A 25975-nucleotide genomic window follows, 5' to 3' on the forward strand; every position below is an offset into this window, starting at 1 on the left:
GGAGATCCCTCCGGAAGCCAGTCGTAGCGCCAGGCGTTGCTCAGCGGTCAGTGCGTACCGGCTCAGATTACAACCCAGCGCGATCGCTAGGGAAAACCATTCAATACGGGCTGCAATATGTGTGGAATTTTTGGCTACATCGGCAAGGAAAAAGTCAACAAGGAAAGTCTGATGACCCTGGCGCTGCATGCCAGGCAGCGTGGGCGTGACTCCAGCGGCCTGATCTATGCGGATGGCGCGGGCTACCAGGTGAGCAGGGCCGACTACGACATCAAGAAGTTGATCTCGCAGGTCAAGCCTTTCGATTCCGCCTTTGTCTTCGGCCACAGCCGGCTGATCACCAATGGCCTTGCCGACAACCAGCCCGTCGTGCGCGGCGGTGTTTGCGTGATCCACAACGGAATCATCGTGAACGACGCCGATGTATGGAATCACATCAAGCCCAAGCGAACCCTCGAGATCGACAGCGAGGTGATCGCCGCGATCACCGAGCAGCATCTGGAAGAAGCAGGCGACACGCTTGAAGGCCTGGCGGAGAAGGTCCTGGCGCTGTGCGTCGGTGTCATCGCCTGCGCGATCGTCGTGCCGCGCCTGGGCAAGGCCGTGCTGTTCTCCAACAACGGCAGCCTGTATGTCGGCACGGTGGAGGGCGGGCGTTGTTTCTCCTCGGAGCGCTTCCCACTCACCCAGGTTGGCTGCAGCGACATTCTCCAGGTCAGGGAGAAAGCCGTAGTCATCGATCTGCCGGTGGCTTCGGACATTCGCGTGTCCGACAACAATCAGCGCGTTCACAACCTGATTCCACCCTTCCAGTTCATCACCTCCGAAGAAAAGCAATTGCTCTACCCGCAGCCCAACCTGCGTCGTTGTACCCGCTGCATCCTTCCTGAGACCATGCCGTTCATCACCTTCGATGCCGAAGGTGTCTGCAACTACTGCCACAACTACAGTCCTCGCAACGTGCCCAAGCCGAAAGAGGAACTGTTCAATCTGGTAGAGGGCTATCGCCGTGCGGGTGTTACTGACTGCATCGTGCCGTTCTCGGGAGGACGCGACAGCTGCTACGGGTTGCACCTGATCGTCAAGGAACTGAAGATGAACCCGGTCACCTATACCTACGACTGGGGTATGGTCACCGACCTGGGGCGGCGTAACATCAGCCGGATGAGTGCCGAGCTGGGTGTCGAGAACATCATCGTCGCCGACGATATCGCCAAGAAGCGCCATAACATCGCCATCAACCTCAAGGCGTGGCTCAAGGCGCCGCACCTGGGCATGATCAGCATCCTGACTGCGGGCGACAAACACTTCTTCCGTCATATCGAGACAGTCAAGCAGCAGACCGGCGTGAGTCTGAACCTGTGGGGCGTCAACCCGCTGGAAGTCACTCACTTCAAGGCCGGATTCCTCGGTGTGCCGCCCGCGTTCGAAGAAAAGCGGGTCTACATGCACGGCTGGCGCAAGCAGATGGAGTACCAGAGCCTGCGCTTCAAGGCGATGCTCAAGAGCCCGGGGTATTTCAACAGCTCGCTATGGGACACCTTGTCGGGCGAGTACTACCGCAGCTTCACCGAGAAGAAGGACTACTACCACATCTTCGACTACTGGCGCTGGGACGAGAAGACCATCGACGACACCTTGATCAACGATTACGGTTGGGAGCTGGCGGTCGACACCAGCACTACCTGGCGGATCGGTGACGGTACTGCGGGCCTGTACAACTACATCTACTACCTTGTTGCCGGCTTCTCCGAACACGACACGTTCCGCAGCAACCAGGTACGTGAAGGCGAAATCACCCGTGAGCGTGCCCTTGAACTGGTACGTGAGGAAAACCGCCCGCGTTACCAGAACATCCGTTGGTACTTGGATGCCCTGGGCATGGACTTCACCGAGGTGATCAAGATCGTCAATTCCATTCCTCGCCTTTACAAAGATTGATGAGCTGTTTGCCTAGATGAACAAGACGATCTGGTACGTAACGAAGTACTTCTCTCCAAAGACCGCCACCAGTCCCGGAGGACGGGGCTGGTTCCTGGTGGACGAAATGAGCCGCGCCGGCCACCAGGTCGTCGTGATCAGCTCGGACTCCAACAACCTGGTAGATCTCCCGGTGCTGCAGGACCGGGTAACGGTTGAAGATACCGATGGGGTCAAGATCGTCTGGTTGAAGACGATGAAGTACTCGGTTGCCAAGTCCTTGCGCAGGATCCTGAGCTGGTTCCATTTCGAATGGAACCTGTTCTGGCTCGACAAACGTGCGTTGCCGCGTCCTGATGTGGTGATCATTTCCAGCCTGTCGTTGCTGACCATCGTCAATGGCCTGTTGATGCGGCTCAAGTACCGGTGCCGTCTTGTGTTCGAGGTTCGGGACATATGGCCGCTCACCATCGTGGAGGAGGGCGGCTTCAGCAACGGCAACCTGTTTGTCAGGGGGTTGTCGTGGCTGGAGCGGCTCGCCTACCGGAAGTCCGATGCCATCGTGGGGACCATGCCGAACCTTGCCGCTCATGTGCGGACGGAGCTGGGTCATGAGCGGCCGGTTTACTGCGTGCCGATGGGTGTCAGCCAGGAGCATCTGAACGATGTGGCCGAGGTTCCCGCGGACTATGCCGAGCGCTATCTGGCCAGCGACAAGTTCAAGGTGGTGCATGCCGGTACCATCGGCATCACCAACGCGCTGGACGTGTTTTTCGAAACAGCGAGGGCGATGCGCGAGCACACCGACGTCGAGTTCGTGATCGTCGGCGATGGCGCGCTGCGGGAAAGCTACCAGAAGCAGTATGGTGATCTTCCCAATCTCGTGTTTGCGCCAAAGGTTCCGCGCAACATGGTCCAGTCGGTGCTGTCCGAAGGTGACCTGCTGTACTTCTCGGTGCACGACTCGAAGGTCTGGGATTACGGGCAGTCGTTGAACAAAGTCATCGACTACATGCTGGCGGCCAAACCAGTGGTGGCTTCCTATAATGGCTACCCGTCGATGATCAACGAAGCGGACTGCGGTGTGTTCGTGCCGGCGAACGATGTCGGTGCCGTGGTAAGCGCCATTGTCGAAATGAAATCGAAAAGTGCGCAGGAGCGGGCCCAGATGGGCATGCGCGGGCGCGAATGGTTGTTGCAGAACCGAAACTACTCGACCTTGGCTGATAATTATCTGTCGATATTGTTTCAGGGTGATGTCAAGTGAAACGCCTGGTTGATATCGTACTGGCCCTGCTGGGGCTGCTCGTGCTTGCGCCCGTCATCCTGTTCGTTGCGATGGCGATCCGCAGGCGTCTGGGGTCGCCGGTCATCTTTTCCCAGGTTCGTCCGGGATTGCATGGCAAGCCGTTCAAGATGGTGAAGTTCCGTACCATGCGTGATGCGTTCGACGCCGATGGCAACCCGTTGCCGGACGCGCAGCGCATGACCCCCTTTGGAAAGTTCCTGCGTGCCAGTAGCCTCGATGAGTTGCCGGAGTTGTGGAATGTCCTCAAGGGTGACATGAGCCTGGTTGGCCCACGACCTTTGCTGATGGAGTACCTGCCGCTCTACAGTCCTGAACAGTACCGGCGCCATGAGGTTCGGCCCGGCATCAGCGGGTGGGCTCAGGTCAATGGTCGCAATGCCTTGAGCTGGGAAGACAAGTTCGATCTGGACGTCTGGTATGTGGACAACCGTTCGTTGCTGTTGGACTTCAAGATCATCTTCCTCACCCTGAAGAAGGTCGTGATCCGCGAGGGGATCAATGGCGCAGGCGAGGTGACCATGTCGAAGTTCACGGGAAAACGCTCGTGAACAGACTGGCTATCCTCGGTGCCAGTGGCCATGGCAAGGTGGTGGCCGATACCGCGCAATGCTGTGGTTGGCAGGTGGTCGATTTCTACGATGATGCCTGGCCGGAGCGTCAAAGCAACGGTTTCTGGCAAGTGGCAGGCGACAGCGCCTTGCTGCGCGAGCGCCTGCACGAATACGACGGCGTTGTGGTGGCCATCGGCAACAATCCGATCCGTTTTCGCAAGCTGCTTGAGCTGGAGTCGGCAGGTGGCCGGTTGTGCACGCTGGTACATCCTGCAGCCACCGTCAGCCGCCACGCACTGATCGGCACGGGGACGGTGATCTTTGCCGGGGCGGTTGTGAACGCCGATGCACGGGTCGGGCTTGGCAGCATTCTCAACACCGGATGCAGTGTCGATCATGACTGCGTGCTCGGGGATGGTGTGCATATCAGCCCCGGTGCACACCTTGCCGGTGGCGTCAGGGTCGGCGATTTGAGCTGGGTTGGCATCGGTGCTAGTGTTCGTCAGCTTGTCACAATTGGTATGTCTGTAACAGTGGGGGCAGGCGCGGCAGTCACGGCCGATATTGCGGACGGACTGACCGTGGTAGGGGTCCCCGCCAGGCCCATGGCAGGCAGGAGCGTCATCTAGCGTCGTTGCAATACCTGTCACTGTCGATTCGTCTTGTGTTGATGCCGTACATGGCGCAATCTTTCTTGAATGTATGGATGAGAAGCATTCGCGCAAGTGCTATCGGCAGAGGTGACCACCAAGATTGCTCGCGGCTGCCGAGGTTTTCGAGATGTGCAATGGAATTCAACCGAGGGGCTGCGTGTGCGCAGCCCTTCTATTTCGACCAAATACTGAAGAGCCTCAATTGTGTTGAACACTTCCTTCTCGCCATGGCCTTCCTTTACCGAGGAAGAGGCGAACGCGGTACGTGATGTGATTCTCTCCAATAAGGTCAATTATTGGACAGGACAGGCGTGCCGAGAGTTCGAAAAGGAATTCGCTGCCTGGGCGGGTACCGAACATGCGGTAGCGTTGGCCAACGGAACGGTGGCGCTGGATGTGGCCCTCAAGGCGCTGGGCCTGGGGGACGGTGACGAGGTGGTGGTCACCTCGCGCACTTTCCTGGCGTCGGCCTCTTCGATCGTCAATGCCGGCGCGATACCGGTCTTCGCCGACGTGGATCCTGACTCGCAGAACATTACCGCGCAGACGATCGAGGCGGTGCTGACGCCGCGTACAAGAGCGGTGATCTGTGTGCATCTGGCGGGTTGGCCTTGCGACATGGATCCGATCATGGCATTGGCTGAAAAGCATGGCCTGAAAGTCATCGAAGATTGTGCCCAGGCACATGGCGCCCATTATAAAGGGCGCCCGGTAGGGTCGATCGGACATGTGGGAGCCTGGTCCTTCTGCCAGGACAAGATCATGACCACGGGCGGCGAGGGCGGCATGGTTACGACCAATGATCGGACGCTGTGGTCGCGCATGTGGTCGTTCAAGGATCATGGCAAGAGCTGGGAGGCGGTCTACGAGCGTCAACACGCTCCTGGTTTCCGCTGGTTGCATGAAAGCTTTGGGACGAACTGGCGCATGCTCGAGGTCCAGGCGGTAATCGGTCGGATCCAGTTGCGCAGGATGGTGGACTGGCAGGCCCGTCGACTGGCCAATGCCCGTCGAATCTGGAGCACGGCTGCACAACTGTCTGGCCTGCGCGTGCCGTCGGTACCCCATGACATTATCCATGCGGCCTACAAGTGCTATGTCTTCGTTGAACCGTCGGCACTCAAGGACGGTTGGAACCGGGACCGCATCCTGGGTGAGATCACTGCCTTGGGCGTGCCGGCATATTCCGGTTCGTGCTCGGAGGTCTACCTGGAGAAAGCCTTCGATGGTACCGGCTGGCGACCGGAGCCGGGCTTGCCCGTTGCCCGAGAACTGGGGGAGAACAGCTTGATGTTCCTGGTACATCCTACCCTGACTGACGATGAGATAGGCAAGACGTGCGATGTATTGCGTGACGTCCTGCAGCGGGCAAGTCTGTAAGCGATTCAAGGTATACGACCCGTTGGAATGAAGGCAGGCACCGCTTGCCTTCGTCCTGCGCGTTCGATACCGATGTGTGTCAAGGCAATCTGGTTGGCGCTGTCGGTCGCTACTTGGCCAACACGGTATAACATCCGCGGGAAGCGGAAGCGGGACGAACTCTGATGATGGATAAGTTGAGGGCCGCCCTCCTGGGCCTGCCTCGTCGAAAAAAACGTGCATTGCAAGTAGTGGTGGACCTGCTGCTGGTATGGTGTGCGCTGTGGATGTCATTCATCGTCCGGCTGGGCTTCGAGGACGCCGGCAATCCCATGGCCAGCCATCCATGGCTATTTGCAGCCGCGCCGCTGATTGCCATTCCCACGTTCATCCGCTTCGGCATGTATCGAGCCGTCATGCGCTATTTCGGCAACGACGCCCTGATCGTCATCTTCAAGGCGGTGGGGTTGTCATCGTTGGCGCTGGCGCTGGTGGTCTATTGGTACAGCAACCATGCCACCCTGGTGCCGCGCTCGATCATCTTCAACTACTGGTGGTTGAGCATGGTCATGCTCGGTGGATTGCGCCTGATCATGCGTCAGTACTTCCTGGGTGACTGGTTCTCGACGGTGAAGCATGTCCCGTTTGCCAGCCAGGACGACGGCTTGCCACGTGTGGCGATCTATGGTGCCGGAGCAGCGGGTAATCAGCTCGTTGCAGCCTTGCGCATGGGGCGTACCATGCGTCCGGTGGCTTTCATCGATGACGATCCGGATATCGCCGAGCGGGTGATCTCTGGTCTGCATGTCTACAAGCCACGCAATATTCAACGACTGATCAACGTCACTGGTGCGCAGGAAGTGCTCATGGCCATCCCATCGGCCAGCCGCGGACGACGACGCGAGATCCTGACCTACCTGGAAGGTTTTCCTCTGCATGTGCGCAGTGTGCCGGGGCTGATGGACCTCGCCAGCGGCAGGGTCAAGGTCGACGACATCCAGGAAGTCGACATCGCCGACCTCCTGGGGCGCGATGCCGTGCCTCCGCAGGAAGGCCTGCTCGAGCGTTGCATCACCGGCAAGGTAGTGCTGGTGACAGGGGCAGGAGGCTCCATCGGTTCGGAACTCTGCCGGCAGATTCTCGAACTGGGTCCCACCACGCTTTTGTTGTTCGAGCACAGTGAGTTCAACCTCTACAGCATACTTGCCGAGCTGGAACAGCGTTGCCAGCGAGAGGCATTGACCGTTCATGTGCTCCCCATACTGGGGTCGGTGCGTGATCAGGGCAAACTGCTGCATACCATGCGCACCTGGCATGTGGAAACCGTCTACCACGCGGCGGCCTACAAGCATGTGCCGATGGTTGAGCACAACATCGCCGAGGGTGTGCTCAACAATGTGATCGGAACCTTGCACGCGGCCCAGTCCGCCTTGCAGGCCGGGGTCTCCAACTTTGTCCTGATCTCGACCGACAAGGCCGTGCGCCCCACCAATGTCATGGGCAGTAGCAAGCGCTTGGCCGAAATGGTCCTGCAGGCTCTGAGTCGGGAGAGTTCCGCGACGCTCTGGGGGGACAGGAACGCTATTCCGCATATCAATTCCACACGTTTCACCATGGTGCGTTTTGGCAATGTGCTGGGTTCCTCAGGTTCAGTGATTCCATTGTTCCGTCAACAGATCAAGTCCGGCGGGCCGCTGACTGTCACGCACCCGAAGATCACCCGATACTTCATGACCATTCCGGAGGCTGCGCAGTTGGTGATCCAGGCCGGGTCCATGGGGTTGGGCGGGGATGTCTTCGTGCTGGATATGGGGGAGCCGGTGAAGATCGTCGAGCTGGCGGAAAAGATGGTGCATCTCTCAGGGCTCAGTGTCCGCTCGGAACGCAATCCGACAGGGGACATTGCCATCGAGTTCACAGGGTTGCGGCCAGGCGAGAAGTTGTACGAGGAACTGCTGATCGGTGATAACGTGGAGGCGACACGGCACCCGATGATAATGAGTGCCCACGAGGATTATCTCGCCTGGGAAATCCTCAAGGAGCGCCTCGATCAGCTGGTGGGCGCGGTATCGGCAGATGACTATGCACGCGTACGGCAACTGCTGCGCGAAGTGGTGAGTGGCTACTCGCCAGACGGGGAAATCGTCGACTGGATCTACCAGCAACGACGGCTAGACCCCTGAGTATCACTGCTGCACCAGGAAAGCCCGACTAAATGTCTGGGCTTTTTTTTTGCTTTCGGTTGAGTACACTTTTTTACAATTTGATGGCAGTTGATATGATAGGGCCAGGAGCTGTTCTAAAAATTGGCAAAGGAGGTGCCAGACAAGATGCCGTCGATGAGGTGATAAGGAGAAGTCAGGGTGAGGGTTGATGTTTAAGCGTACGTGTGGAGTTTTGGTTGTATTGGTGCTGGCGGGTTTGTTTCTGGTGCGTGCCCTGAATGGTCCGCAAGGGAAGTGTCAGATTTTTTGTGTGCGGGCCGGTAACGGCCTGCCGTCAGGCAGGCCCTGACTTTCACCAGGTCGGCCTGATGAACCGATCTCCGTACAAAATCGCGAATTGATTCATCGCACTTTTCCAATCATGCGCCGCTGAGCCCCAGTTCGCCGTGATGTTTCGCAGCCCCAGCCAGATCAGCTTGGTAGCTGCATCATCGTTCGGGAAATGGCCTCGGGTCTTGATGATCTTGCGCAGCTGGGCATTGATACTCTCGATGGCGTTGGTGGTGTAGATCACTTTCCGGATGGCTGGTGGGAAGACAAAGAAGGGAATCACTCGATCCCAGGCGCGTCTCCAGGCCGCAACGACCGTTGGATACTGCTTGCCCCAGGGCCCGTTTTCAAACTCATCGAGTGCCTGCTCAGCCGCTTCGGCGTTGATGGCCTGGTAGATCGGCTTGAGCGCCTTGGCCAGTGCCCGCCGCTTGTCCCAGGCTGCAAAGTCCAGGCTGTTGCGGATCAGGTGCACGATGCACGTCTGCAGCGTCGTCTCTGGAAACACGGCGCTGAGAGCCTCTGGCATGCCTTTGAGGCCATCGGTCACGGCAATCAGCACATCCTCGACACCACGTGTCTTGAGATCGTTAAAGACCTTCATCCAGAACTTCGCACCCTCGGTGTTCTCGATCCAGATGCCCAAGATATCGCGCGTCCCGTCGGGTAGAACGCCCAGCGCCAAGTAAATGGCCTTGTTGCGCACCAAGCCTTCTTCGCGGATCTTCACCCGCAGTGCATCGAAGAAAATGACCGGGTACATGGGCTCCAGTGGCCGCTGCTGCCACGCGCCAATTTCTTCCATGACCTCGTCTGTCACAGAGCTGATGAAGTCGGGTGAGACCTCTGTTCCATACTGCTCGGACAGAAAGGCTCGGATCTCTCTGACCGTCATGCCACGGGCGTACATGGCGATGATCTTGTCATCGAAACCGGTGTACCGCCGCTCATGCTTGGGGATGAGAATGGGCGCAAAACTGCCGTCTCGGTCACGAGGAATTTCCAGCCGCAGCGGGCCATCGCCGGTCAAAACCGTCTTGCCACTCTTGCCGTTACGCTGGTTGGTTTCATCCTCTGGGCGCTGCGCGCCCGGCGGATAACCCAGGTGGTGGCCAAGTTCAGCGTGCAGAGCGCGTTCGATCAAGGCCTTCTTGAACGCCGCAGAGGCATCCTCGATAGCCTCTGCGGTCATCAGGCCCTCACCGAACTGCTCCAGCAGCTCTTTGGGGATTTTGGGCAGGTCACGCAAGGGTTTCTTTTTGGTTGGCATACATGCACCTCTTACTCATGTTATGCCCGAACACAAAATTTCTGACACCCTCTCCGCAAGGCAGTGATGACGTCAAGCAGTCTCCGGTTGCGTATTGGCAATCGTACTCACAGAGTCCCGAAAACGGTGTGCATGAATTTGTCGAAGGGCACTTCGACTACCAGATCGACCGGCTCGCCTCTCCATCCGAGGATTTTCATACCGGGTATGCTTTCATCCATAAAGGCGATTTGTACTTTGAGGATCTTGGTAATGGCTACCAATTCAAGCTTTTAGAAGGCGGTGGTTATCAGCAGGTACACCTGCGACGGTCGGGTGACTATCGGGCCGCGAACCATGAGTTTAGCTTTGATTACAAGACCAGCGAGTATTCTGCATGTTCCACTTCAGGCTCGCGGCCGTGCCAGAAAATTCGTGTGAATCCAGGTACGTTTCCCTATGTGTATGCCAACGCCAATGGTGCGGTTATTACAGTGACAAATTACGGTGACGCATTGCTGTTCAGGCGCGGCAGGTGGTGCCGAATGACCATGGAAAACGATATTTATTCCTGCGCACGCCCCGTTATCGAGCCGCTGAGCAAGCCCAGGGCAATCCAGTTCTACAGTTCCATCTCGTATCGTGGTAAGCAACTGCTTGGCGAATGGCCGACTGGGCGCATCTATGAGTTTGATGGGGCGCAACTTAAACCTTCGGATATGACCCCACCGAAAATTGCAGAGCTAGTTCCCCAGCGTTTGGGCTTCGAGGCTCAGTCAATGGCTGAGTATTGCGGGGACCTGTTTGTGGGGTACTGGCCGAAGGGGGAGGTATGGCGGTATGACCACCAGGCAGAGCATTGGCAGCTGCTGAGGAGGTTCTTCAGCGCAGTGGAGGGGGAGACGTTCGTTCCCTATATGGATCGTGCCGCTGATACCTTGGACAGTGCCTTTTTCGGACAGCGAGTCACAGCTCTAGTGCCTCATGGAGACGCCTTGTACGTGGCAACCTCCAACTTGCGTACATGGAGGGCCAATGATGCCATTCCCGACGTCATGAATCCTGCCAGGCTGGCTGAATACGGGGCACTCTACAAGGTGACACGCCAGGGTTGTAAGACAACCTACGCAAGTGCTCAGCGATAGGGGGCTCTACTTGGCTTCGGTAGAGAGTGATACCGGACTTATCGATCATGGCTGCGCGCGGCAGGGATCGTGAGGCGACCAACACACTGTAACAGTTCGACTGTTAGGGTGTGTTGGTCGCAGTACCAGATGGCGACGGGGCCTTGCCATGACGTTCTGGTGCCAGAAGCATCCGGTAAAGGCTTGCGTCGGCGAGGCGATTGCCGTGAGCGATATCGCGATCTAACGTTAGGGGGCAACCAAGGAACGTTGCTTCATTTTAGCCGCAAGGAGTGATACCTCATGCGTAATACCATACTGTCATACCTGTTGCTTTCGTTTTTCGCCGCTCTTCCCTTTAACATCAGCGCAGCTTCCAGTGTGGACAGCCAGCCCGTCGCCACAGTGGTGAGCCCACAGGACGAGGGTGATCGGGTGGACCTGAACAAGGCTGATAGCCAGACCTTGCAAAAGGCGCTCGATGGCATCGGCCAGTCCAAGGCCCAGGCAATCATTGCCTACAGAGAAGCGAACGGTCCGTTCACTTCGGTGGATGAGCTGTTGGAAATCAAGGGCATCGGCAGCGCGTTGCTTGAGCGTAACCGTGACCGGTTGACGGTCGAGTAATGCAATCGACAGCCGATCAGGCGTCTTGCCCGGTCGGCCTGTCGGTCACTTAGCGATCCTGCGCATCCTTCGCGTCCGCCTCGGCATTGCGCTCATGCACCTTCTTCAACTGCTCCTCGGTCAACGGCAACTTCTTCGCCGTATCCCGCAGCATCATCAATCCGCCGACAATCGACCCGAGAGCAACCAGCAGTATCAACCAGGCATACCAAGGCATCGAGATTCTCCTGAAAGCGTGTAGGGCACCGCTTACATGGCATTCGAGCCATTGCCGCAGCCGTTGGTTCAATTATAGGAGCCGCCCCCGCTCGGGCCAAATCTCATGACCCGCGGCCCCCAAACCCCACGCCACTTCGTTTACAATGCGCGCCGTTTACGACTTGCCAAGAGACCCTGCCCATGTCCGCCTGCCAGACGCCCCTGATCGTCGCCCTGGATTTCCCCACCCGTGACGCCGCACTGAAGCTGGCCGACCAGCTCGACCCTGCCCTGTGCCGGGTCAAGGTGGGCAAGGAACTGTTCACCAGCAGCGCCTCAGGGATAGTCGAAACCCTGTGCAGCAAGGGCTTCGAAGTGTTCCTCGACCTCAAGTTCCACGACATCCCCAACACCACCGCCATGGCGGTCAAGGCCGCGGCTGAGATGGGTGTATGGATGGTCAACGTGCACTGCTCCGGTGGCCTGCGCATGATGTCGGCCTGCCGCGAGGAGCTGGACAAGCGCAGCGGCCCGCAGCCGCTGCTGATCGGCGTGACCGTGCTGACCAGCATGGAGCGTGAGGACCTGGCCGGCATTGGCCTGGATGTCGATCCGCAGGAGCAGGTGCTGCGCCTGGCGGCGCTCGCGCAAAAAGCCGGCATGGACGGTCTGGTGTGCTCGGCACTGGAAGCGCCGGCACTGAAGGCGGCGCATCCGTCGCTGCAATTGGTGACCCCGGGGATTCGCCCGGCGGGCAGTGCCCAGGATGACCAGCGCCGGATTCTGACCCCGCGTCAGGCACTGGACGCCGGCTCCGATTACCTGGTCATCGGGCGTCCGATCAGCCAGGCGGCGGATCCTGCCAAGGCGTTGGCTGCCGTTGTGGCTGAAATCCGCGGTTGAATCAGGGATCGTGGGAGCGGGCTTGCCCCGCTCCCACAAGGCGCCTGGCTGCTGATATCAGACCTTCAACACCAGCTTGCCGAAATTCTCCCCGCTGAACAGCTTGAGCAGCGTCTCGGGGAAGGTCTCCAGGCCCTCCACCACATCTTCCTTGCTCTTCACCTTGCCGCTGGCCAGCCAGCCGGCCATTTCCTGCGCGGCCTTGCCGTACTCCTTGACGTAGTCCATCACCACGAAGCCTTCCATGCGCGCACGGTTGACCAGCAGCGACAAGTAGTTGGCCGGGCCCTTGACCGCTTCCTTGTTGTTGTACTGGCTGATGGCGCCGCAGATCACCACCCGGGCCTTGAAGTTCAGGCGCGACAGCACGGCATCGAGGATGTCGCCGCCGACGTTGTCGAAGTACACATCCACGCCATTGGGGCATTCGCGCTTGAGACCGGCCAGCACGTCCTCGGCCTTGTAGTCGATGACGCCGTCGAAGCCCAGTTCGTCCAGCAGGTACTGGCACTTCTGCGCGCCCCCGGCGATGCCCACCACGCGGCAGCCCTTGAGCTTGGCGATCTGCCCGGCAATGCTGCCGACCGCGCCAGCGGCACCGGAGATCACCACGGTCTCGCCGGCCTTGGGCTGGCCGACATCGAGCAGGGCGAAGTAGGCGGTCATGCCGGTCATGCCCAGGGCGGACAGGTAGCGGGGCAGGGGCGCCAGGCGCGGGTCGATCTTGTGCAGGCCCTGGGGTTCGCCGGTGAAGTAATCCTGCACGCCAAGGGCACCGCTGACATGGTCGCCGGGCTTGTAGTCCGGATGCTTGGAGCTGACCACCTCGCCGACGCCGAGGGCGCGCATGACCTGGCCCAGGCCCACGGGCGGGATGTACGACTTGCCTTCGTTCATCCAGCCGCGCATGGCCGGGTCCAGCGACAGGTAGAGGTTCTTCACCAGCACCTGGCCTTCGCCCGGCTCGCTGGCGGGCCCCTGCTCATAGGTGAAATCGTCACGGCGCACGGCGCCGACCGGGCGCTTGGTCAGCAGGAAACGGCGGTTGGTGTGGGGCATGGCGAGTTCTCCTGAACGAGTGTGAGGGGCTGATGATCGGCGGGTTGAATGGGCCGCGTCACGCAAGATCACCGCGAACGATAGTAGTCCAACCGTGCCCTTGATGATGCTGCCCAGCCCGGCGGTGCCCTGACTAGACTCAGCCACGACTTCCCATCCTTTTGCAGGAGCCAGTGATGAGCATGACTTTCTCCGGCCAGGTTGCCCTGGTCACCGGTGGCGCGGCGGGCATCGGCCGGGCGACGGCCCAGGCATTCGCCGCCGAGGGGCTCAAGGTGGTGGTGGCCGACCGTGACGCGACCGGCGGTGAAGCCACCGTGGCGCTGATTCGCCAGGCTGGCGGCGAGGCGCTGTTCGTCGCCTGCGATGTCACCCGTGACGACGATGTGCGTCAGTTGCATGAGCAGGTCATCACGGTTTATGGCCGGCTCGACTATGCCTTCAACAACGCCGGTATCGAGATCGAGAAGGGGCGCCTGGCGGAGGGCAGCGAGGCGGAGTTCGATGCGATCATGGGGGTCAACGTCAAGGGTGTGTGGCTGTGCATGAAGTATCAGCTACCGCTGTTGCTGGCACAGGGCGGTGGGGCCATCGTCAACACCGCCTCGGTGGCTGGGCTGTCGGCGGCGCCGAAGATGAGCATCTACGCGGCGTCCAAGCATGCGGTGATCGGCCTGACCAAATCGGCCGCCATCGAGTATGCGAAAAAGGGTATCCGGGTCAACGCGGTATGTCCGGCGGTGATCGACACCGACATGTTCCGCCGCGCCTACGAGGCCGATCCGCGCAAGGCCGAGTTCGCCGCGGCGATGCACCCGGTCGGGCGCATCGGCAAGGTCGAGGAGATCGCCAGCGCGGTGCTGTACCTGTGCAGCGATGGCGCGGCGTTCACGACGGGGCACAGTCTGACTGTCGATGGCGGCGCGTTGGCGATCTGAACGAAGTTACCCACAGCGTCATTGCCACGGCCGCGCAGCCGAGCAGCAACACGCCGCCGAAGGCGATCAGCGCCAGTCGCGAGCCGAGCCGGTCGCTGAGCAATCCGGTAAAAATCACCGGCAGGCTGAATCCCAGGTAGGCGAGCAGGAAGAACCCGGCACTGGCCCGGGTCTTCTCGCTCCCGGCCCGCTCATTCACCGCCGCCAAGCCACCCAGGTAGATGAAGCCATAGCAGGCGCTGCTCGCGGCCACGGCGCCCAGCAGCACACCCAGCAGATTGCCGCTGTCGGCCCCCCAGGCCAGCAGCGCGTAGCTGCACGGCAGGATCAGCAGCCCCAGCAAGGTCGCCTGGGCGCTGGCCAGGCGCCGGGCCAGCGGCTGGAACAACAAGCCGCAGCTGATCACGCAGAAGGTCGAGAACCCCGACCAGGCACTCAGCCCGTGCTGGCGTAGGATCCCCGGCAGCAGGGCGATCACCAACCCGACACAGGCCCAGGCTAGCAGGATCGCCAAACCATAGGCCAGGCTGCCGGCGGGGTAGCAGGGCAGGCGCAGCATGGCGCCGCACTGCGCCGGACGAGGGTCGGGAAGACGCCAGACCAGCAGCAAGGCGAGGGCGGCCAATGCCAGTTGCAGGTGGAAACTGCCGGGGGTGAGGGTCGGGCCGCGCAGCAGGAACAGGCTGGTCAGTGCCGCGCCCAGGCCGAAACCGAGCGACGTGCTGGCGGTGACCCAGGTGGCGGCCCGGCTATCGGCGTCCGGCGCCATCAGTTCGCTCATGTAGGCGGTGGCGGTGGCCGAGGCAAGGCCTGTGCCCAGCCCCAGGAACAGGCGCGCCAGGCCCAGCATCTGCAGGCTCGGTGCCAGCAGCATGAGCAGCGTGGCGACCATCGACAGGGCTAGCGCGACCAGGATCAGCGGGCGTCGGCCCACCCGGTCAGCCAAGCCGCCGAGGGCCAACAGCACCGGCAGCACGCCGAGCACATAGCCGGAGAAGGCCACGGCGGTCGCCGCCGCGCCTTGCCCGGACAGGTCGGCGTAGGTGATGTAAAGCGGGGCCTGCAGGTTCACCGCGAGGGTGATCAGGCACAGGGCGAAGGCCAGCAGGACTGGGGCATGGCGAATGGACATCGGTACGGATCCGCAAGGCAGTAACAGTGGTTGGCAGCATCGGCCTTGGCAGTGGTGCTCGCCAAGGCACACTCGCGGAGCATTTATGCTTAACTGTTTGCCTGAAAACAGCGAACACTTGCCATGCATTTTCATCTTGATCGTGATCTTCCCATCCCCTTGGTCCAGCAACTGACCGAGCACCTGCAGGCCTGGATCGAACAGCAGCGCCTGCGCCCCGGTGCGCGCTTGCCGTCGATCCGCGCGCTGGCCAAGGCCCAGGCGGTAAGCGCCTCCTGCGTAATCGAGGCCTACGACCGCCTGGCGGCCAACGGCTGGCTGCAGGCGCGGCATGGCGCGGGCTTCTTTGTCGCCGAGCGCAAACCGGGCCTGCGGCCCGACCCTGGGGAGTCCTGGGGTGAGGCGATCGACGGCAGTTGGCGGCAGTTTCGCGAAGGCCATGAACAATTGCTCAAGCTCGGCTGCGGCTGGCTGCCGGTGGCCTGGCGCGCCGAAGCCGAGCTGGCCCAGGCCATCCGCCAGGTCAGCCGCGGCGCGCCCGAGGCGCTGTTCGACTACTGCCCGCCCCAGGGCCTGGCCAGCCTGCGTCTGCAACTGCACAAGGGGCTGGCGCGGCTGGATATCGCCGCCGAGCCGGAGCGGATCGTCACCACCCAGGGCGCCAGCCATGCCCTGGACCTGCTGGTGCGAACCTTGCTGAATCCGGGCGATACAGTGCTGGTGGAGCGCCCCGGCTATTACAACCTGTACAACTTGCTGCGCCTGCACGGTGTGCACATGCTCGAGGTGCCGCGCACCGCCACTGGCCCGGACCTGGTGGTGCTCGAGCAGTTGCTGGCCGAGCACCAGCCCCGCTGCCTGTTCATCAACAGCCTGTGCCAGAACCCGACTGGCACCTGCCTGACGCCCAAGGTGGCCTACCGCTTGCTGGAACTGGCCCGCGAGCATGACCTGCGGATCGTCGAGGACGATCTGTATGCGGACTTCCAGGACGGCCCGGCCACGCGCCTGGCGACCCTCGACAGCGAGCAGCGGGTGATCTACCTGGGCAGCTTTTCCAAGACTCTCAGCAGTTCGTTGCGGGTCGGCTACCTGGTGGCCGACCCGCCATTGATCGCCCGCCTGGCCGAACTGAAGATGGTGGCTGGCATTGGCACCTCGCGCTTCGCCGAGCAGGTGGTCGGGCAGATGCTCGCCAATGGCGGCTACCGCAAGAGCGTGCAGCGTCTGCGATTGCGCTTGGGTCAGCACCGGGCCAGGACCCTGGGGCAGCTGGAGGCCTGCGGCTGGGAGGTGTTTTGCGAGCCGGTAGGCGGCATGTTCGTATGGGCCCGGGTGCCTGGGCGCGACTTTGCCGAGCTGGAGCGATTGGCGATGGAGCATGCGGTGCTGCTCACCCCGGGCAGCGCCTTCGATCCGCAGGGGCGGGCCAGTGACTGGCTGCGGATCAATGTCGCCTATGGACAGGATTCCCGGGCCCAGGCGTTCTTCCGGCATGCGGGGCGACCTCCGGCAGTCTGAAAGCGACACGCTCATAGCTAAATGACACCATTCGCGCGCCCGCCCCTTGTGACGAGGTCGGCGCCATTGTCACTCTTGCCGTTGGCAGAGGGCCAAAAGGCGAGGAGGGCGGTGATGACGGCGACCAAGCACGGTGTATTGGCCAACCTGGGCATGGCGCGCAAGCTGGGCCTGGGTTTCGCCCTGGTGTTGCTGCTCACCCTGGTGGTGGCCGCCATCGGTGTGTACGCCCTGGGCAACGTCGGCCAGCGCTTCGAGGGGCTGCGGCAGATGGCCCAGTTCAACACTGACCTGTTAAAGCTGCGCCAGCACGAACAGGCCTTCGCCCTGCGCTCGGACGTCAAGGAGGCCGATGCCCTGCGTACTGGCCTGCAGGGGCTGGTGGAGCGGGCCCGCGCGGTGCCGGCGCTGTCTTGGGCCGAGGCCGACCTTAACGCCTACGGGCAGGCCTTCGATCAGTTCGTCCAGGCCGTGCAGGCCAAGGAGCTGGCGCTGGACATGGCCAGCTGGTCGGTGTCGAGCGTGGCCAACAACCTCGATGTGCTACAGGCCGGATTGGCCGACGATGGCACCTATACCCTCAAGCAGTCCCAGGGGCAGCAGGGCGGTGAGTTCCTCGAGCAGGCCGGGCAGGTGGCGCAGGTGTCGCGGCTGATGCTGCAGGCCATGGACGAGGCCCGGGTACGCCTGGAGCAGAGCCGCAAGGGCGGCGAGGCCGTTGCCGAGGGGCGCATCGCCCAGACGGTGGAGGCGGCCGGCCTGGTGGAGCAGCTCAAGTCGGCGGTCACCGACGCCGGCTACCAGAGCGTGCTGGGCGAAGTGGCCGGGCATATCGCGAGTTTTTCCGAAAAACTCAACGAGTACACCGACCTGCTGGGCCAGGAGCGGGGGATCAAGGATCAGTTGCAGGCCCGGGCCGAGCAGGTCACCACGCGAGTCGACCAGGCCTACGCCGCCCAGGAGCAGGCCATGCAGGCGGAGCTTGCGCGCAACACCGTGGCCATCGCCGCGGCCACGGCCCTGGCTCTGCTGGTAGGCGTGCTGGCGGCCTGGTTGATCACCCGTGCCGTGGTCGCGCCGCTCAAGCGGGTGATCAGCCGTGCCCGGCGCATTGCCGCAGGCGAGTTGGGTATCGAGGCTGAGCCGCCGCGTGCCGACGAGGTCGGTCAACTGCTGCAGGCCATGCAGCAGATGGCCGAGGGGCTGTCGGGCATCGTCAGTGGCCTGCAGCAGGGTATCGATCAGTTGGCCGGCAGCGCCCAGGCCTTGTCGGCGGTGACCGAGCAGACCAACCGCGAAGTGGGCAGCCAGAAGGACGAGACCGAGCAGGTGGCCACCGCCATGCAGCAGATGACCGCGACGGTTCACGATGTGGCGCGCAACGCCGAGCAGGCGGCCCAGGCGGCCCAGGATGCCGACGACAAGGTCGAGTCGGGGCAGCAGGTGGTACGCCAGAGCATGCTGCGCATCGAGCAACTGGCGGTGGCGGCCGAGACTGCCAGCAGCGGCATCGACAGTCTCAGCGCCGAGATCCATACCATCGGTGATGTGCTGGAGGTGATCAAGAGCGTGGCTGAACAGACCAACCTGCTGGCGCTCAACGCGGCGATCGAGGCAGCCCGCGCCGGCGAGCAGGGCCGTGGCTTCGCCGTGGTGGCCGATGAAGTGCGCGCGCTGGCCCGGCGTACCCAGCAGTCCACCGAGGAGATCGAACGGCTGGTCGCCAGCCTGCGCGGCAACGCCCAGCAGTCGGTGACGCAGATCCGTGGCAGCACCGAGCTGGTGCGCCTGGCGGTGGCCGACACGCTGCAGACCGAGAGCGCCCTGGGCAGCATCGCCGCGGCGGTGTCGTTGATCCAGCAGATGAACCAGCAGATTGCTGCGGCGGCCGAGCAGCAAAGTTCGGTGGCGGAGGAAATCAGCCGCAGCGTCACCCAGATCCGTGGCAGCGCCGACCAGGCGGCGCTGGCGATGCAGGACAATGCCCGCTCAAGCGTCGAGCTGGCGCAGCTGGGCAGTGACCTGAAGGGGATGGTGGGGCACTTTCGCCTGTGATTGGCTGTGGCGGCCCAATCGCGGGGCAAGCCCGCTCCCACGCATGCCCGCTCACGGGGGCTGGGCGTGGGAGCGGGCTTGCCCCGCGATAGCGTTGTCAGCCCCTGCGCGGACTGAGGATCAGCAAGGTCAGCACCCCCGCCACGATTCCCCAGAACGCCGAGCCGATCGAGAACAGGGTGAACCCCGACGCCGTGACCATGAAGGTGATCAGCGCCGCCTCGCGCTCGCGCGCCTCGCCCATGGCCACGCTCAGGCCGTTCATGATCGAGCCGAACAGCGCCAGGGCGGCGATCGACAGCACCAGTTCCTTGGGCAGGGCGCCGAACAGCGCCGCCAGGGTCGCGCCGAAGGTGCCGGCGATGCCGTAGAAGATCCCGCACCACACCGCCGCCGTGTAGCGCTTGGCCGGGTCTTCATGGGCATGCGGCCCGGTGCAGATCGCCGCGCTGATCGCCGCCAGGTTGATGCCGTGGGAGCCGAACGGCGCCAGCAGCAGCGAGGCGAACCCGGTGGCCGAGATCAGCGGCGAGGCCGGCACCTGGTAGCCGTCGGCGCGCAGCACGGCGACGCCGGGCATGTTCTGTGAGGTCATGGCCACCACGAACAGTGGGATGCCGATACTGATGGTCGCCGCCAGCGAGAAGCTCGGCGTGGTCCACACCGGAGTGGCGATCTCCAGCTGGAAGCCGCTGAAGTCCAGCAGCCCCAGGGTGCCGGACAGCGCCGTGCCGACCAGCAGCGCGGCCAGCACGCAGTAGCGCGGTGACAGGCGCTTGACCAGCAGGTAGCTGAAGAACATGCCCAGCACCAGCACCGTGCGATGCTGGGCGGCGACGAAGATTTCGCTGCCGATCTTGAACAGGATGCCGGCCAGCAGGGCCGAGGCGAGCGAGGCGGGGATGCGCCGCACCAGGCGCTCGAAACTGCCGGTCAGGCCGCATATCAGCACCAGCACGGCGCAGGTGATATAGGCGCCGATGGCCTCGCCGTAGGTGACGCCACCGAGGCTGGTGATCAGCAGCGCCGCGCCGGGTGTCGACCAGGCCACGGTGACCGGGGTACGGTAGCGCAGCGACAGGCCGATGCTGCACACCGCCATGCCGATCGACAGGGCCCAGATCCACGACGAGATCTGCGCGCTGGTCAGGCCGGCGGCCTGGCCGGCCTGGAACATCAGCACGAGCGAGCTGGTATAGCCGGTGAGCATGGCGATGAAGCCGGCGACGACCGCCGATGGGGAGCTGTCCGCCAGCGGCCGCAGGCGCGCGGAGGTGGCATCGGTCATGGGGAATTCCTTGTGCAGGTGTAAGCAGTTTTTTCAGGCTACCGTGCAATGGCGTGATCCTTGCCATACAGCAGGCATTGCATTTAGCCGTACAGTCGCCAACTATGGGGTATTACTGCGCAACTGCGTGAATGGGGAGGGGCGATGTACAAGGTGTATGGGGATTACCAGTCGGGCAACTGCTACAAGGTCAAGCTGATGCTGAGCCTGCTCGACCGTCCGTATGAGTGGCACCCGGTGGATATTCTCAAGGGCGAGACCGAAACCCCCGCGTTCCTGGCCATGAACCCCAACGGCAAGGTGCCGGTGCTCAAGCTCGAGGACGGCACGTGCTTGTGGGAGTCCAACGCGATTCTCAACTACCTGGCCGATGGCAGCGAGTTCCTGCCCAGCGAGCCACGCTTGCGTACCCAGGTCCTGCAGTGGCAGTTCTTCGAGCAGTACAGCCACGAGCCGTACATTGTCGTGGCGCGCTTCATCCAGTTCTACCTGGGCTTGCCCGACGAGCGCCTGGAGGAGTACAGGGGGCTGCACAAGGGCGGCTACAAGGCGCTCAAGGTGATGAACAAACAGCTGGAAATGACGCCTTACCTGGTCGGCGAACAGTACTCCATCGCCGATGTAGCGTTGTACGCCTACACTCATGTGGCGCATCAGGGGGGCTTTGACCTGGCGGGTTACCCGGCCGTGCAGGCCTGGCTGGCTCGGGTGGCCAGTCATCCACGGCATGTGCCTATGGTGGATTGACCGGCCTCATTGCACCCTGTGTAGGAGCGGTCAGGCCGCCGCGAAGCGTTTGTCCAGATAGGCAATGATGTCCTTGGACTCATACATCCAGGTCACCTTGCCGTCCTCCTCGATCCGCAGGCACGGTACCTTCACCCGGCCGCCGCCTTCGAGCAGCGCCTGGCGGTGCTGCGGGTCATTCTTGGCATCGCGCAGTGCCACCGGTACGTTCAGGCGGTGCAGGGTGCGACGGGTCTTCACGCAGAACGGGCAGGCGTGGAACTGGTACAGCGCCAGGTCCTTGGCCTGCTGCTCGACCTGGGCCTGGGCCGCGGCATCGCGCTGTTTTTTCGCCGGGCGACTGATCCAGTCGCCGAACACGATTAGCTGGCCGAGGCCGACTCGCAGGGCTTTGACGATCATGGGCAACTCCTGAAATGAAAAAGCCGACCCCATGGGGTCGGCTCGGAACACAGGCCGATCACTTGATCAGGCTGAGGAACTCGCTACGGGTGGAGGCGTTCTCGCGGAACTCGCCGAGCATCACCGAGGTGAGCATGGTCGAGTTCTGCTTTTCGACACCGCGCATCATCATGCACATGTGCTTGGCCTCGATGACCACCGCCACGCCCGCGGCGCCGGTCACCTGCTGCACGGCCTCGGCGATCTGGCGGCTGAGGTTTTCCTGGATCTGCAGGCGACGGGCGTACATGTCGACGATCCGCGCCACCTTGGACAGGCCCAGCACCTTGCCCTTGGGCAGGTAGGCCACGTGGGCCTTGCCGATGAACGGCAGCATGTGGTGTTCGCACATCGAGTACAGCTCGATATCCCGGACCAGCACCATTTCGCTGTTGTCGGAGGTGAACAACGCGCCGTTGGTCACTTCTTCCAGGGTTTGCTCATAACCGCGGCAAAGGTATTTCATGGCCTTTGCGGCCCGCTTGGGCGTGTCGAGCAGGCCCTCGCGGGAGACGTCCTCGCCGATCTGGCTGAGGATCGCGGTGTAGTTTTGTTCCAGGGACATGGATCTACCTGTGGAAAATTTCGCAAAGACGAAGGGTACGGCGGCGACGGCGGCGCTGCAAGCGCGATGTCACTCGTCGCGGCCTTCGAGCATGGTTCGCTTGAGCATCACGTACACCGCGCCGGTACCGCCGTGGCGGGCCTGGCATGAGGCGAAGCCGAGCACCTGTGGGTGCTGGCGCAGCCAGGTGTTGACGTGGCTCTTGATCATCGGGCGCTTGCCGTCCAGGCGCGCGGCCTTGCCGTGGGTGACGCGCACGCAGCGCACTTCGAGCTTGGTCGCCTCGGCGATGAAGTCCCAAAGTGTCTCGCGGGCCCTCTCGACGCTCATGCCATGCAAGTCGAGGCTGCCCTCGAAGGCGATCTGGCCGAGCTTGAGCTTGCGGATCTGGGTTTCCTGGACGCCGTCACGGCGCCACATCAGTTCATCCTCGGCGCCAACGTCGATGACGAACTGGTCGGACAGGCCATCAATCACCAGCGGCTGGTCGCTGCGGACGGTCGCCGCCTGGCGCAGACCGGCCAGCTGCTTGCGGTCGGCCTTGGGTTTGCCGACTTCGGCGCGGTCGTGCTTGATCGGCTTGACGCCCTGCACTTGGCTGCGGAAGAGGGAAAAGTCGTCGTCTTGCATGGTGCCTCCACGTGGGCGGCGTAGTTTACGCGACTGTGCGTCGGAGTGAAGCCTTGAGCTGTGCGCTGTTATGTGCAGGAGCACAAGGCTGCGCCTACAGGGGAGGTGTGAGTGTGTCAGTCGTGCTTCTTCATCAGGTGCGGCGACAGGTTCAACTCGCGGCCACGGCGCAGGCGGATGCGGCTGCGTCGCCAGACACGAACGCCGATCCACAGCAGCAGCAACCCGACCACGACGAGAATCGCCGACAGTGGGCGGTTGGCATTGAGCTCGGCCAGCGCGGCGTAATTGCCCAGCAGGCCGGCGAAGCCGGCCATGGCGAGCAGTATGCCCAGGGTGGCCAGCAGCACGGATAGGGCGGCGGCAACCCGCGCGCCCCAGTTGCTCGGCTCGCGCTGGCGCAGGCGCTTGGCATCGAAACTGCCTTTGAGCTTCATTCGAATTCCTCAGGATCTGGTAGAGCTGATCCGGATTTCGACCTGCGAGTCACCTTGGGGTTCCGCCCGTCCGCCGGGCGGTCGTGGTTCAGACCAGGCTGGCGGTGGGGGCGACGCAGGCGAAATTGTCGGCCATCACGGCCATTTCGCACTGGTGGATCTGCGCGGCGGGGATCACGGTGTCCTTCAGGGCCAGGTCGCGGGTCGCCGAGGCGTCTTCCACCAGGGTGCAGCGATAACCATAGTCCTTGGCGCGGCGCACGGTGGTGCTGACGCTGGAGTGGCTCATGAAACCGCAGACGATCAGGTCGAGGTGGCCGAGCTCCTGCAGCGTTTCGTGCAGCTTGGTGTTCTTGAAGGCGTTGGGCATGCGCTTTTCGATGACGATCTCACCGGCGCGCGGCTCCAGGCCCGGGATGAACTCGCCCGCCGGGCCCTGGGGGTCGAAGCGACCGCCGACGGTGCCGAGGTGGCGCACGTGGATGATCGGGCGGCCGGCCTTGCGGGCGGCATCGAGCAACCTGGCAATGTTCGCCACGGCCTCGTCCATGCCCGACAGCGCCAGCGGACCGCTCAGGTATTCCTTCTGCGCGTCGATGACGATCAGGCTGGCTTGGCCCAGCTTGGCCGGCGGGTAGTCGCGGCCAGTGAGGCGGAACATCGTGGTTGGAACGGACATCAAGGGCTCCTTGGGTAGGGCTTTTGTGCTCCTATTCTCCCTTGCCTTGACGCCAATGTGAATGGTTGACAGCGCAGGCAGCGTGGTTGCTGGCTTGTGGCTATCGGTTTGGCCATCGGAGGAAACAAATGTGTGGTGTGGGCTGTTAGACTTTTGTCCTGTCTGAAAAGGAGTACCTCGTGATCACATCCCGCCTGCGCACCCTGCGCGACCATATCCGCTGGGCGGTCAGCCGCTTCCATGAGCATGAGCTGTTCTTCGGCCACGGTGCCGACAACGCCTGGGACGAAGCCCGCCTGCTGGTGCTCGGCGCGGTGCACCTACCCTGGGAGGTGGCCGACAGCTACCTGGACTGCGCGCTGGAGGATGACGAAACGGTACGCCTGCAGCACCTGCTCAAGCGCCGTATCGAAGAGCGCGTGCCCACCGCCTACTTGCTGGGCGAGGCCTGGTTCTGCGGCATGTCGTTCATCGTCGACGAGCGGGTGCTGGTACCGCGCTCGCCCATCGGCGAATTGATCGAGAAACGCTTTGAGCCGTGGCTGGCTGCGGAGCCTGCGCGCATCCTCGACCTGTGCACCGGCTCCGGCTGCATCGGCATCGTCGCCGCCGAGGTGTTCCAGGACGCCGAGGTGGTGTTGGCCGACCTGTCCTTTGACGCGCTGGAGGTGGCTAACCAGAACATCGAGCGCCATGGCCTCGATGAGCGGGTATACACCGTGCAGGGCGATGGTTTCGCCGGCCTGCCGGGGCAACGCTTCGATCTGATCCTGTCCAATCCGCCGTATGTCGATGCCGAGGATTTCGGCGACATGCCGGCCGAGTACCACCACGAGCCCGAGCTGGGCCTGGCCTGCGGCAACGATGGCCTGGACCTGGTGCGGCGCATGCTGGCCGAGGCGGCCGACCACTTGACCGACAAGGGCCTGATGATCGTCGAAGTGGGCAACAGCCAGGTGCATGTCGAGTCGCTCTATCCCGAGGTGGACTTCGCCTGGCTGGAGTTCGAGCGCGGTGGGCACGGGGTGTTCATGCTGACGGCCGAACAGTGCAGGCAGCATCAGGAGCTGTTCAAGGCGCGGGTCTGACGAATTCACACCGCCCCTGGAGCGGCCTTGCGTCGCGAAAGCGGCAGCGTAGCAGCCCCAGGATTCAGTGTTGATGCAAAGATTGCTGGGGCCGCTTTGCGGCCCTTTCGCGACGCAAGGGATCGCGTGGTGCGGGTCAGCGGGTAGCGATCCAGATCAGCAACCCGGCCTGGAACACCGCGAACGCCACCAGGCAAGTGATGGTAAAGCGCAGGCCGCTGTCCTCGCGGCGGTACTTGGCCACGCGCTCGTCACGTTCGCGTAACTGGGCTTCCTTCTCCATCAGGTTCTGCTCGGCTTGCTGCAGCATGCCGGCGGCCTCGAGATTGTCCACGCGCTGGACCTTCTCGGTGTTCCAGCCGCCCTTGAGCTGGCCCACTGGCGTTTCCACCAAGCGCCCCTTGAGCAGTTGGCCGTCGGTGTACTCCACCGCCAGGCCGACACTGCTCAGCACGCGGTCGCGGCGCAGGCGGGTGTCTTCGTTCAGAGCGTCCTTGTTCGGCAAGCTCATACCCTCGACCTGATAGTGCGAGCAACGCTGCTGCAGCCACTGCACCCCCTGCGCCAGCAGGTAGCGGCCAAGGCCACGGTTCAGCGGCTCCAGCTGCAGGCCGGCCGGGTCGCCGATGCGCACTGTACGCGTTTCATGGTCGACGCGGATGTCCAGCTGGTTCTGCTCCTTGCGCACCTTCTGCCCCGGCAGGCGGATTTCCATGCGCAGCAGGCTGTGGGCCTTGTCGTGGCGCTCGGCGTAGCCGAACTGGACAAATCGCAGGGGGCGGGCGCCGCTGTTGCGGTCGGTCGGCAGCGGCGCCAGGCGCAGCAACTGGAAGTGCTCGGCGGCAAGCTCCGCCCAGGGCAGCGGGGCGCTTTCCGGGGCTTGTTCTTCGGTCGCCTCGGCGGCGGGGGCATCGGTCATCAGGTAATCCTCAGGTGCACGGCGGCCGGGTGCCAGTACCTGCAAGGACATCGCAGATGTGGGCTTGCCCGCGATTCGGGCGCGCATG

At 62.5% G+C, this 25975-nt stretch carries 25 protein-coding genes and 1 pseudogene; 15 read left to right on the plus strand and 11 right to left on the minus strand.

Going from position 1 to position 25975, the window contains the following annotated elements:
• Positions 1–171 precede the first annotated feature (171 nt).
• The 6 genes from K5H97_RS07320 (at position 172) to K5H97_RS07345 (ending at position 7975) form a co-directional block, all read left to right on the plus strand.
• On the plus strand, positions 172–1941 hold the full coding sequence (locus K5H97_RS07320; RefSeq protein ID WP_197866344.1) for a hypothetical protein: 1770 nt from the start codon (positions 172–174) through the stop codon (positions 1939–1941).
• A gap of 16 nt (positions 1942–1957) precedes the next feature.
• Positions 1958–3187: a glycosyltransferase family 4 protein gene (locus tag K5H97_RS07325; RefSeq protein WP_081791627.1), complete on the plus strand. Its 1230-nt coding sequence runs from the start codon at positions 1958–1960 to the stop codon at positions 3185–3187.
• Positions 3184–3777, plus strand: coding sequence for a sugar transferase (locus tag K5H97_RS07330; RefSeq protein WP_028692281.1), 594 nt, complete (start codon positions 3184–3186; stop codon positions 3775–3777). Before K5H97_RS07325 ends, K5H97_RS07330 begins: the two co-directional genes overlap by 4 nt.
• Positions 3774–4409 (plus strand): acetyltransferase, encoded by a 636-nt coding sequence (locus K5H97_RS07335; protein WP_028692280.1) that lies wholly within the window; start codon positions 3774–3776, stop codon positions 4407–4409. Before K5H97_RS07330 ends, K5H97_RS07335 begins: the two co-directional genes overlap by 4 nt.
• 228 nt (positions 4410–4637) lie before the next feature.
• A complete protein-coding gene (locus tag K5H97_RS07340) occupies positions 4638–5813 on the plus strand; it encodes a DegT/DnrJ/EryC1/StrS family aminotransferase (protein WP_028692279.1) in 1176 nt (391 codons plus the stop codon).
• 167 nt (positions 5814–5980) lie between these two features.
• The gene (locus K5H97_RS07345; protein WP_028692278.1) at positions 5981–7975 is read left to right on the plus strand and encodes a polysaccharide biosynthesis protein; all 1995 of its coding nucleotides are present in this window, start codon (positions 5981–5983) and stop codon (positions 7973–7975) included.
• Between the two features lie 334 nt (positions 7976–8309).
• Here the strand turns inward: K5H97_RS07345 and K5H97_RS07350 are convergent, their stop codons facing one another.
• Positions 8310–9557, minus strand: a complete 1248-nt coding sequence (locus K5H97_RS07350; RefSeq protein ID WP_060489951.1) for an IS256 family transposase — start codon at positions 9555–9557, stop codon at positions 8310–8312.
• A gap of 2 nt (positions 9558–9559) precedes the next feature.
• Between K5H97_RS07350 and K5H97_RS07355 the strand changes: the two genes are divergently transcribed.
• A complete protein-coding gene (locus tag K5H97_RS07355) occupies positions 9560–10681 on the plus strand; it encodes a protein kinase family protein (protein WP_155952707.1) in 1122 nt (373 codons plus the stop codon).
• Positions 10682–10963: 282 nt separating this feature from the next.
• A complete protein-coding gene (locus K5H97_RS07360; protein WP_028691782.1) occupies positions 10964–11287 on the plus strand; it encodes a ComEA family DNA-binding protein in 324 nt (107 codons plus the stop codon).
• Positions 11288–11336: 49 nt separating this feature from the next.
• Here K5H97_RS07360 and K5H97_RS07365 read toward each other — a convergent pair whose 3' ends face one another.
• Complete coding sequence (locus tag K5H97_RS07365) at positions 11337–11504, minus strand: DUF2897 family protein (RefSeq protein WP_065414470.1); 168 nt, start codon at positions 11502–11504, stop codon at positions 11337–11339.
• A gap of 182 nt (positions 11505–11686) precedes the next feature.
• On the opposite strand from K5H97_RS07365, the gene pyrF reads away from it, so the two are divergent.
• Positions 11687–12388: an orotidine-5'-phosphate decarboxylase gene (pyrF, locus tag K5H97_RS07370; RefSeq protein WP_028691781.1), complete on the plus strand. Its 702-nt coding sequence runs from the start codon at positions 11687–11689 to the stop codon at positions 12386–12388.
• 57 nt (positions 12389–12445) lie between these two features.
• Here pyrF and K5H97_RS07375 read toward each other — a convergent pair whose 3' ends face one another.
• Positions 12446–13447, minus strand: a complete 1002-nt coding sequence (locus tag K5H97_RS07375) for an NADP-dependent oxidoreductase (protein WP_028691780.1) — start codon at positions 13445–13447, stop codon at positions 12446–12448.
• A gap of 176 nt (positions 13448–13623) precedes the next feature.
• Between K5H97_RS07375 and K5H97_RS07380 the strand changes: the two genes are divergently transcribed.
• The gene (locus K5H97_RS07380) at positions 13624–14385 is read left to right on the plus strand and encodes an SDR family oxidoreductase (protein WP_028691779.1); all 762 of its coding nucleotides are present in this window, start codon (positions 13624–13626) and stop codon (positions 14383–14385) included.
• Here K5H97_RS07380 and K5H97_RS07385 read toward each other — a convergent pair.
• Positions 14336–15517 (minus strand): MFS transporter, encoded by a 1182-nt coding sequence (locus K5H97_RS07385; RefSeq protein ID WP_051555715.1) that lies wholly within the window; start codon positions 15515–15517, stop codon positions 14336–14338. The two genes, K5H97_RS07380 and K5H97_RS07385, sit on opposite strands and share 50 nt — an antisense overlap.
• A 123-nt stretch (positions 15518–15640) precedes the next feature.
• On the opposite strand from K5H97_RS07385, the gene K5H97_RS07390 reads away from it, so the two are divergent.
• From K5H97_RS07390 to K5H97_RS29995, 3 genes and pseudogenes are all read left to right on the plus strand, one after another.
• Complete coding sequence (locus K5H97_RS07390) at positions 15641–17038, plus strand: aminotransferase-like domain-containing protein (RefSeq protein WP_028691778.1); 1398 nt, start codon at positions 15641–15643, stop codon at positions 17036–17038.
• Between the two features lie 969 nt (positions 17039–18007).
• Positions 18008–18235 (plus strand): annotated as a pseudogene (locus tag K5H97_RS29990) (HAMP domain-containing protein); the annotation flags it as partial.
• Positions 18230–19093 carry a methyl-accepting chemotaxis protein gene (locus tag K5H97_RS29995; protein ID WP_390898243.1) on the plus strand — a complete coding sequence of 288 codons (864 nt, stop codon included), beginning with the start codon at positions 18230–18232 and terminating at the stop codon, positions 19091–19093. The pseudogene K5H97_RS29990 and the gene K5H97_RS29995, both read left to right, overlap by 6 nt.
• 97 nt (positions 19094–19190) lie before the next feature.
• On the opposite strand, the gene K5H97_RS07400 is transcribed toward K5H97_RS29995, so the two are convergent.
• The gene (locus tag K5H97_RS07400; protein ID WP_028691776.1) at positions 19191–20381 is read right to left on the minus strand and encodes a benzoate/H(+) symporter BenE family transporter; all 1191 of its coding nucleotides are present in this window, start codon (positions 20379–20381) and stop codon (positions 19191–19193) included.
• A 144-nt stretch (positions 20382–20525) separates the two neighbouring features.
• Between K5H97_RS07400 and K5H97_RS07405 the strand changes: the two genes are divergently transcribed.
• Positions 20526–21128 (plus strand): glutathione S-transferase family protein, encoded by a 603-nt coding sequence (locus K5H97_RS07405; protein WP_028691775.1) that lies wholly within the window; start codon positions 20526–20528, stop codon positions 21126–21128.
• Positions 21129–21158: 30 nt separating this feature from the next.
• Here the strand turns inward: K5H97_RS07405 and K5H97_RS07410 are convergent, their stop codons facing one another.
• The 5 genes from K5H97_RS07410 to K5H97_RS07430 all read right to left on the minus strand — a co-directional run bounded on the left by K5H97_RS07410 (position 21159) and on the right by K5H97_RS07430 (position 23880).
• The gene (locus K5H97_RS07410; RefSeq protein ID WP_028691774.1) at positions 21159–21530 is read right to left on the minus strand and encodes a glutaredoxin family protein; all 372 of its coding nucleotides are present in this window, start codon (positions 21528–21530) and stop codon (positions 21159–21161) included.
• Between the two features lie 58 nt (positions 21531–21588).
• On the minus strand, positions 21589–22134 hold the full coding sequence (gene folE, locus K5H97_RS07415; protein WP_028691773.1) for a GTP cyclohydrolase I FolE: 546 nt from the start codon (positions 22132–22134) through the stop codon (positions 21589–21591).
• A 69-nt stretch (positions 22135–22203) separates the two neighbouring features.
• A complete protein-coding gene (locus tag K5H97_RS07420; RefSeq protein WP_028691772.1) occupies positions 22204–22764 on the minus strand; it encodes a Smr/MutS family protein in 561 nt (186 codons plus the stop codon).
• Between the two features lie 116 nt (positions 22765–22880).
• On the minus strand, positions 22881–23201 hold the full coding sequence (locus K5H97_RS07425) for a hypothetical protein (RefSeq protein ID WP_028691771.1): 321 nt from the start codon (positions 23199–23201) through the stop codon (positions 22881–22883).
• 88 nt (positions 23202–23289) lie between these two features.
• Positions 23290–23880, minus strand: a complete 591-nt coding sequence (locus K5H97_RS07430) for a cysteine hydrolase family protein (protein WP_028691770.1) — start codon at positions 23878–23880, stop codon at positions 23290–23292.
• A gap of 179 nt (positions 23881–24059) precedes the next feature.
• Between K5H97_RS07430 and prmB the strand changes: the two genes are divergently transcribed.
• On the plus strand, positions 24060–24968 hold the full coding sequence (gene prmB, locus K5H97_RS07435) for a 50S ribosomal protein L3 N(5)-glutamine methyltransferase (RefSeq protein ID WP_028691769.1): 909 nt from the start codon (positions 24060–24062) through the stop codon (positions 24966–24968).
• Positions 24969–25104: 136 nt separating this feature from the next.
• On the opposite strand, the gene K5H97_RS07440 is transcribed toward prmB, so the two are convergent.
• A complete protein-coding gene (locus K5H97_RS07440; protein ID WP_028691768.1) occupies positions 25105–25887 on the minus strand; it encodes a hypothetical protein in 783 nt (260 codons plus the stop codon).
• Between the last annotated feature and the right edge of the window lie 88 nt (positions 25888–25975).

The organism is Pseudomonas mosselii (assembly GCF_019823065.1).
Classification (GTDB): domain Bacteria; phylum Pseudomonadota; class Gammaproteobacteria; order Pseudomonadales; family Pseudomonadaceae; genus Aquipseudomonas; species Aquipseudomonas mosselii.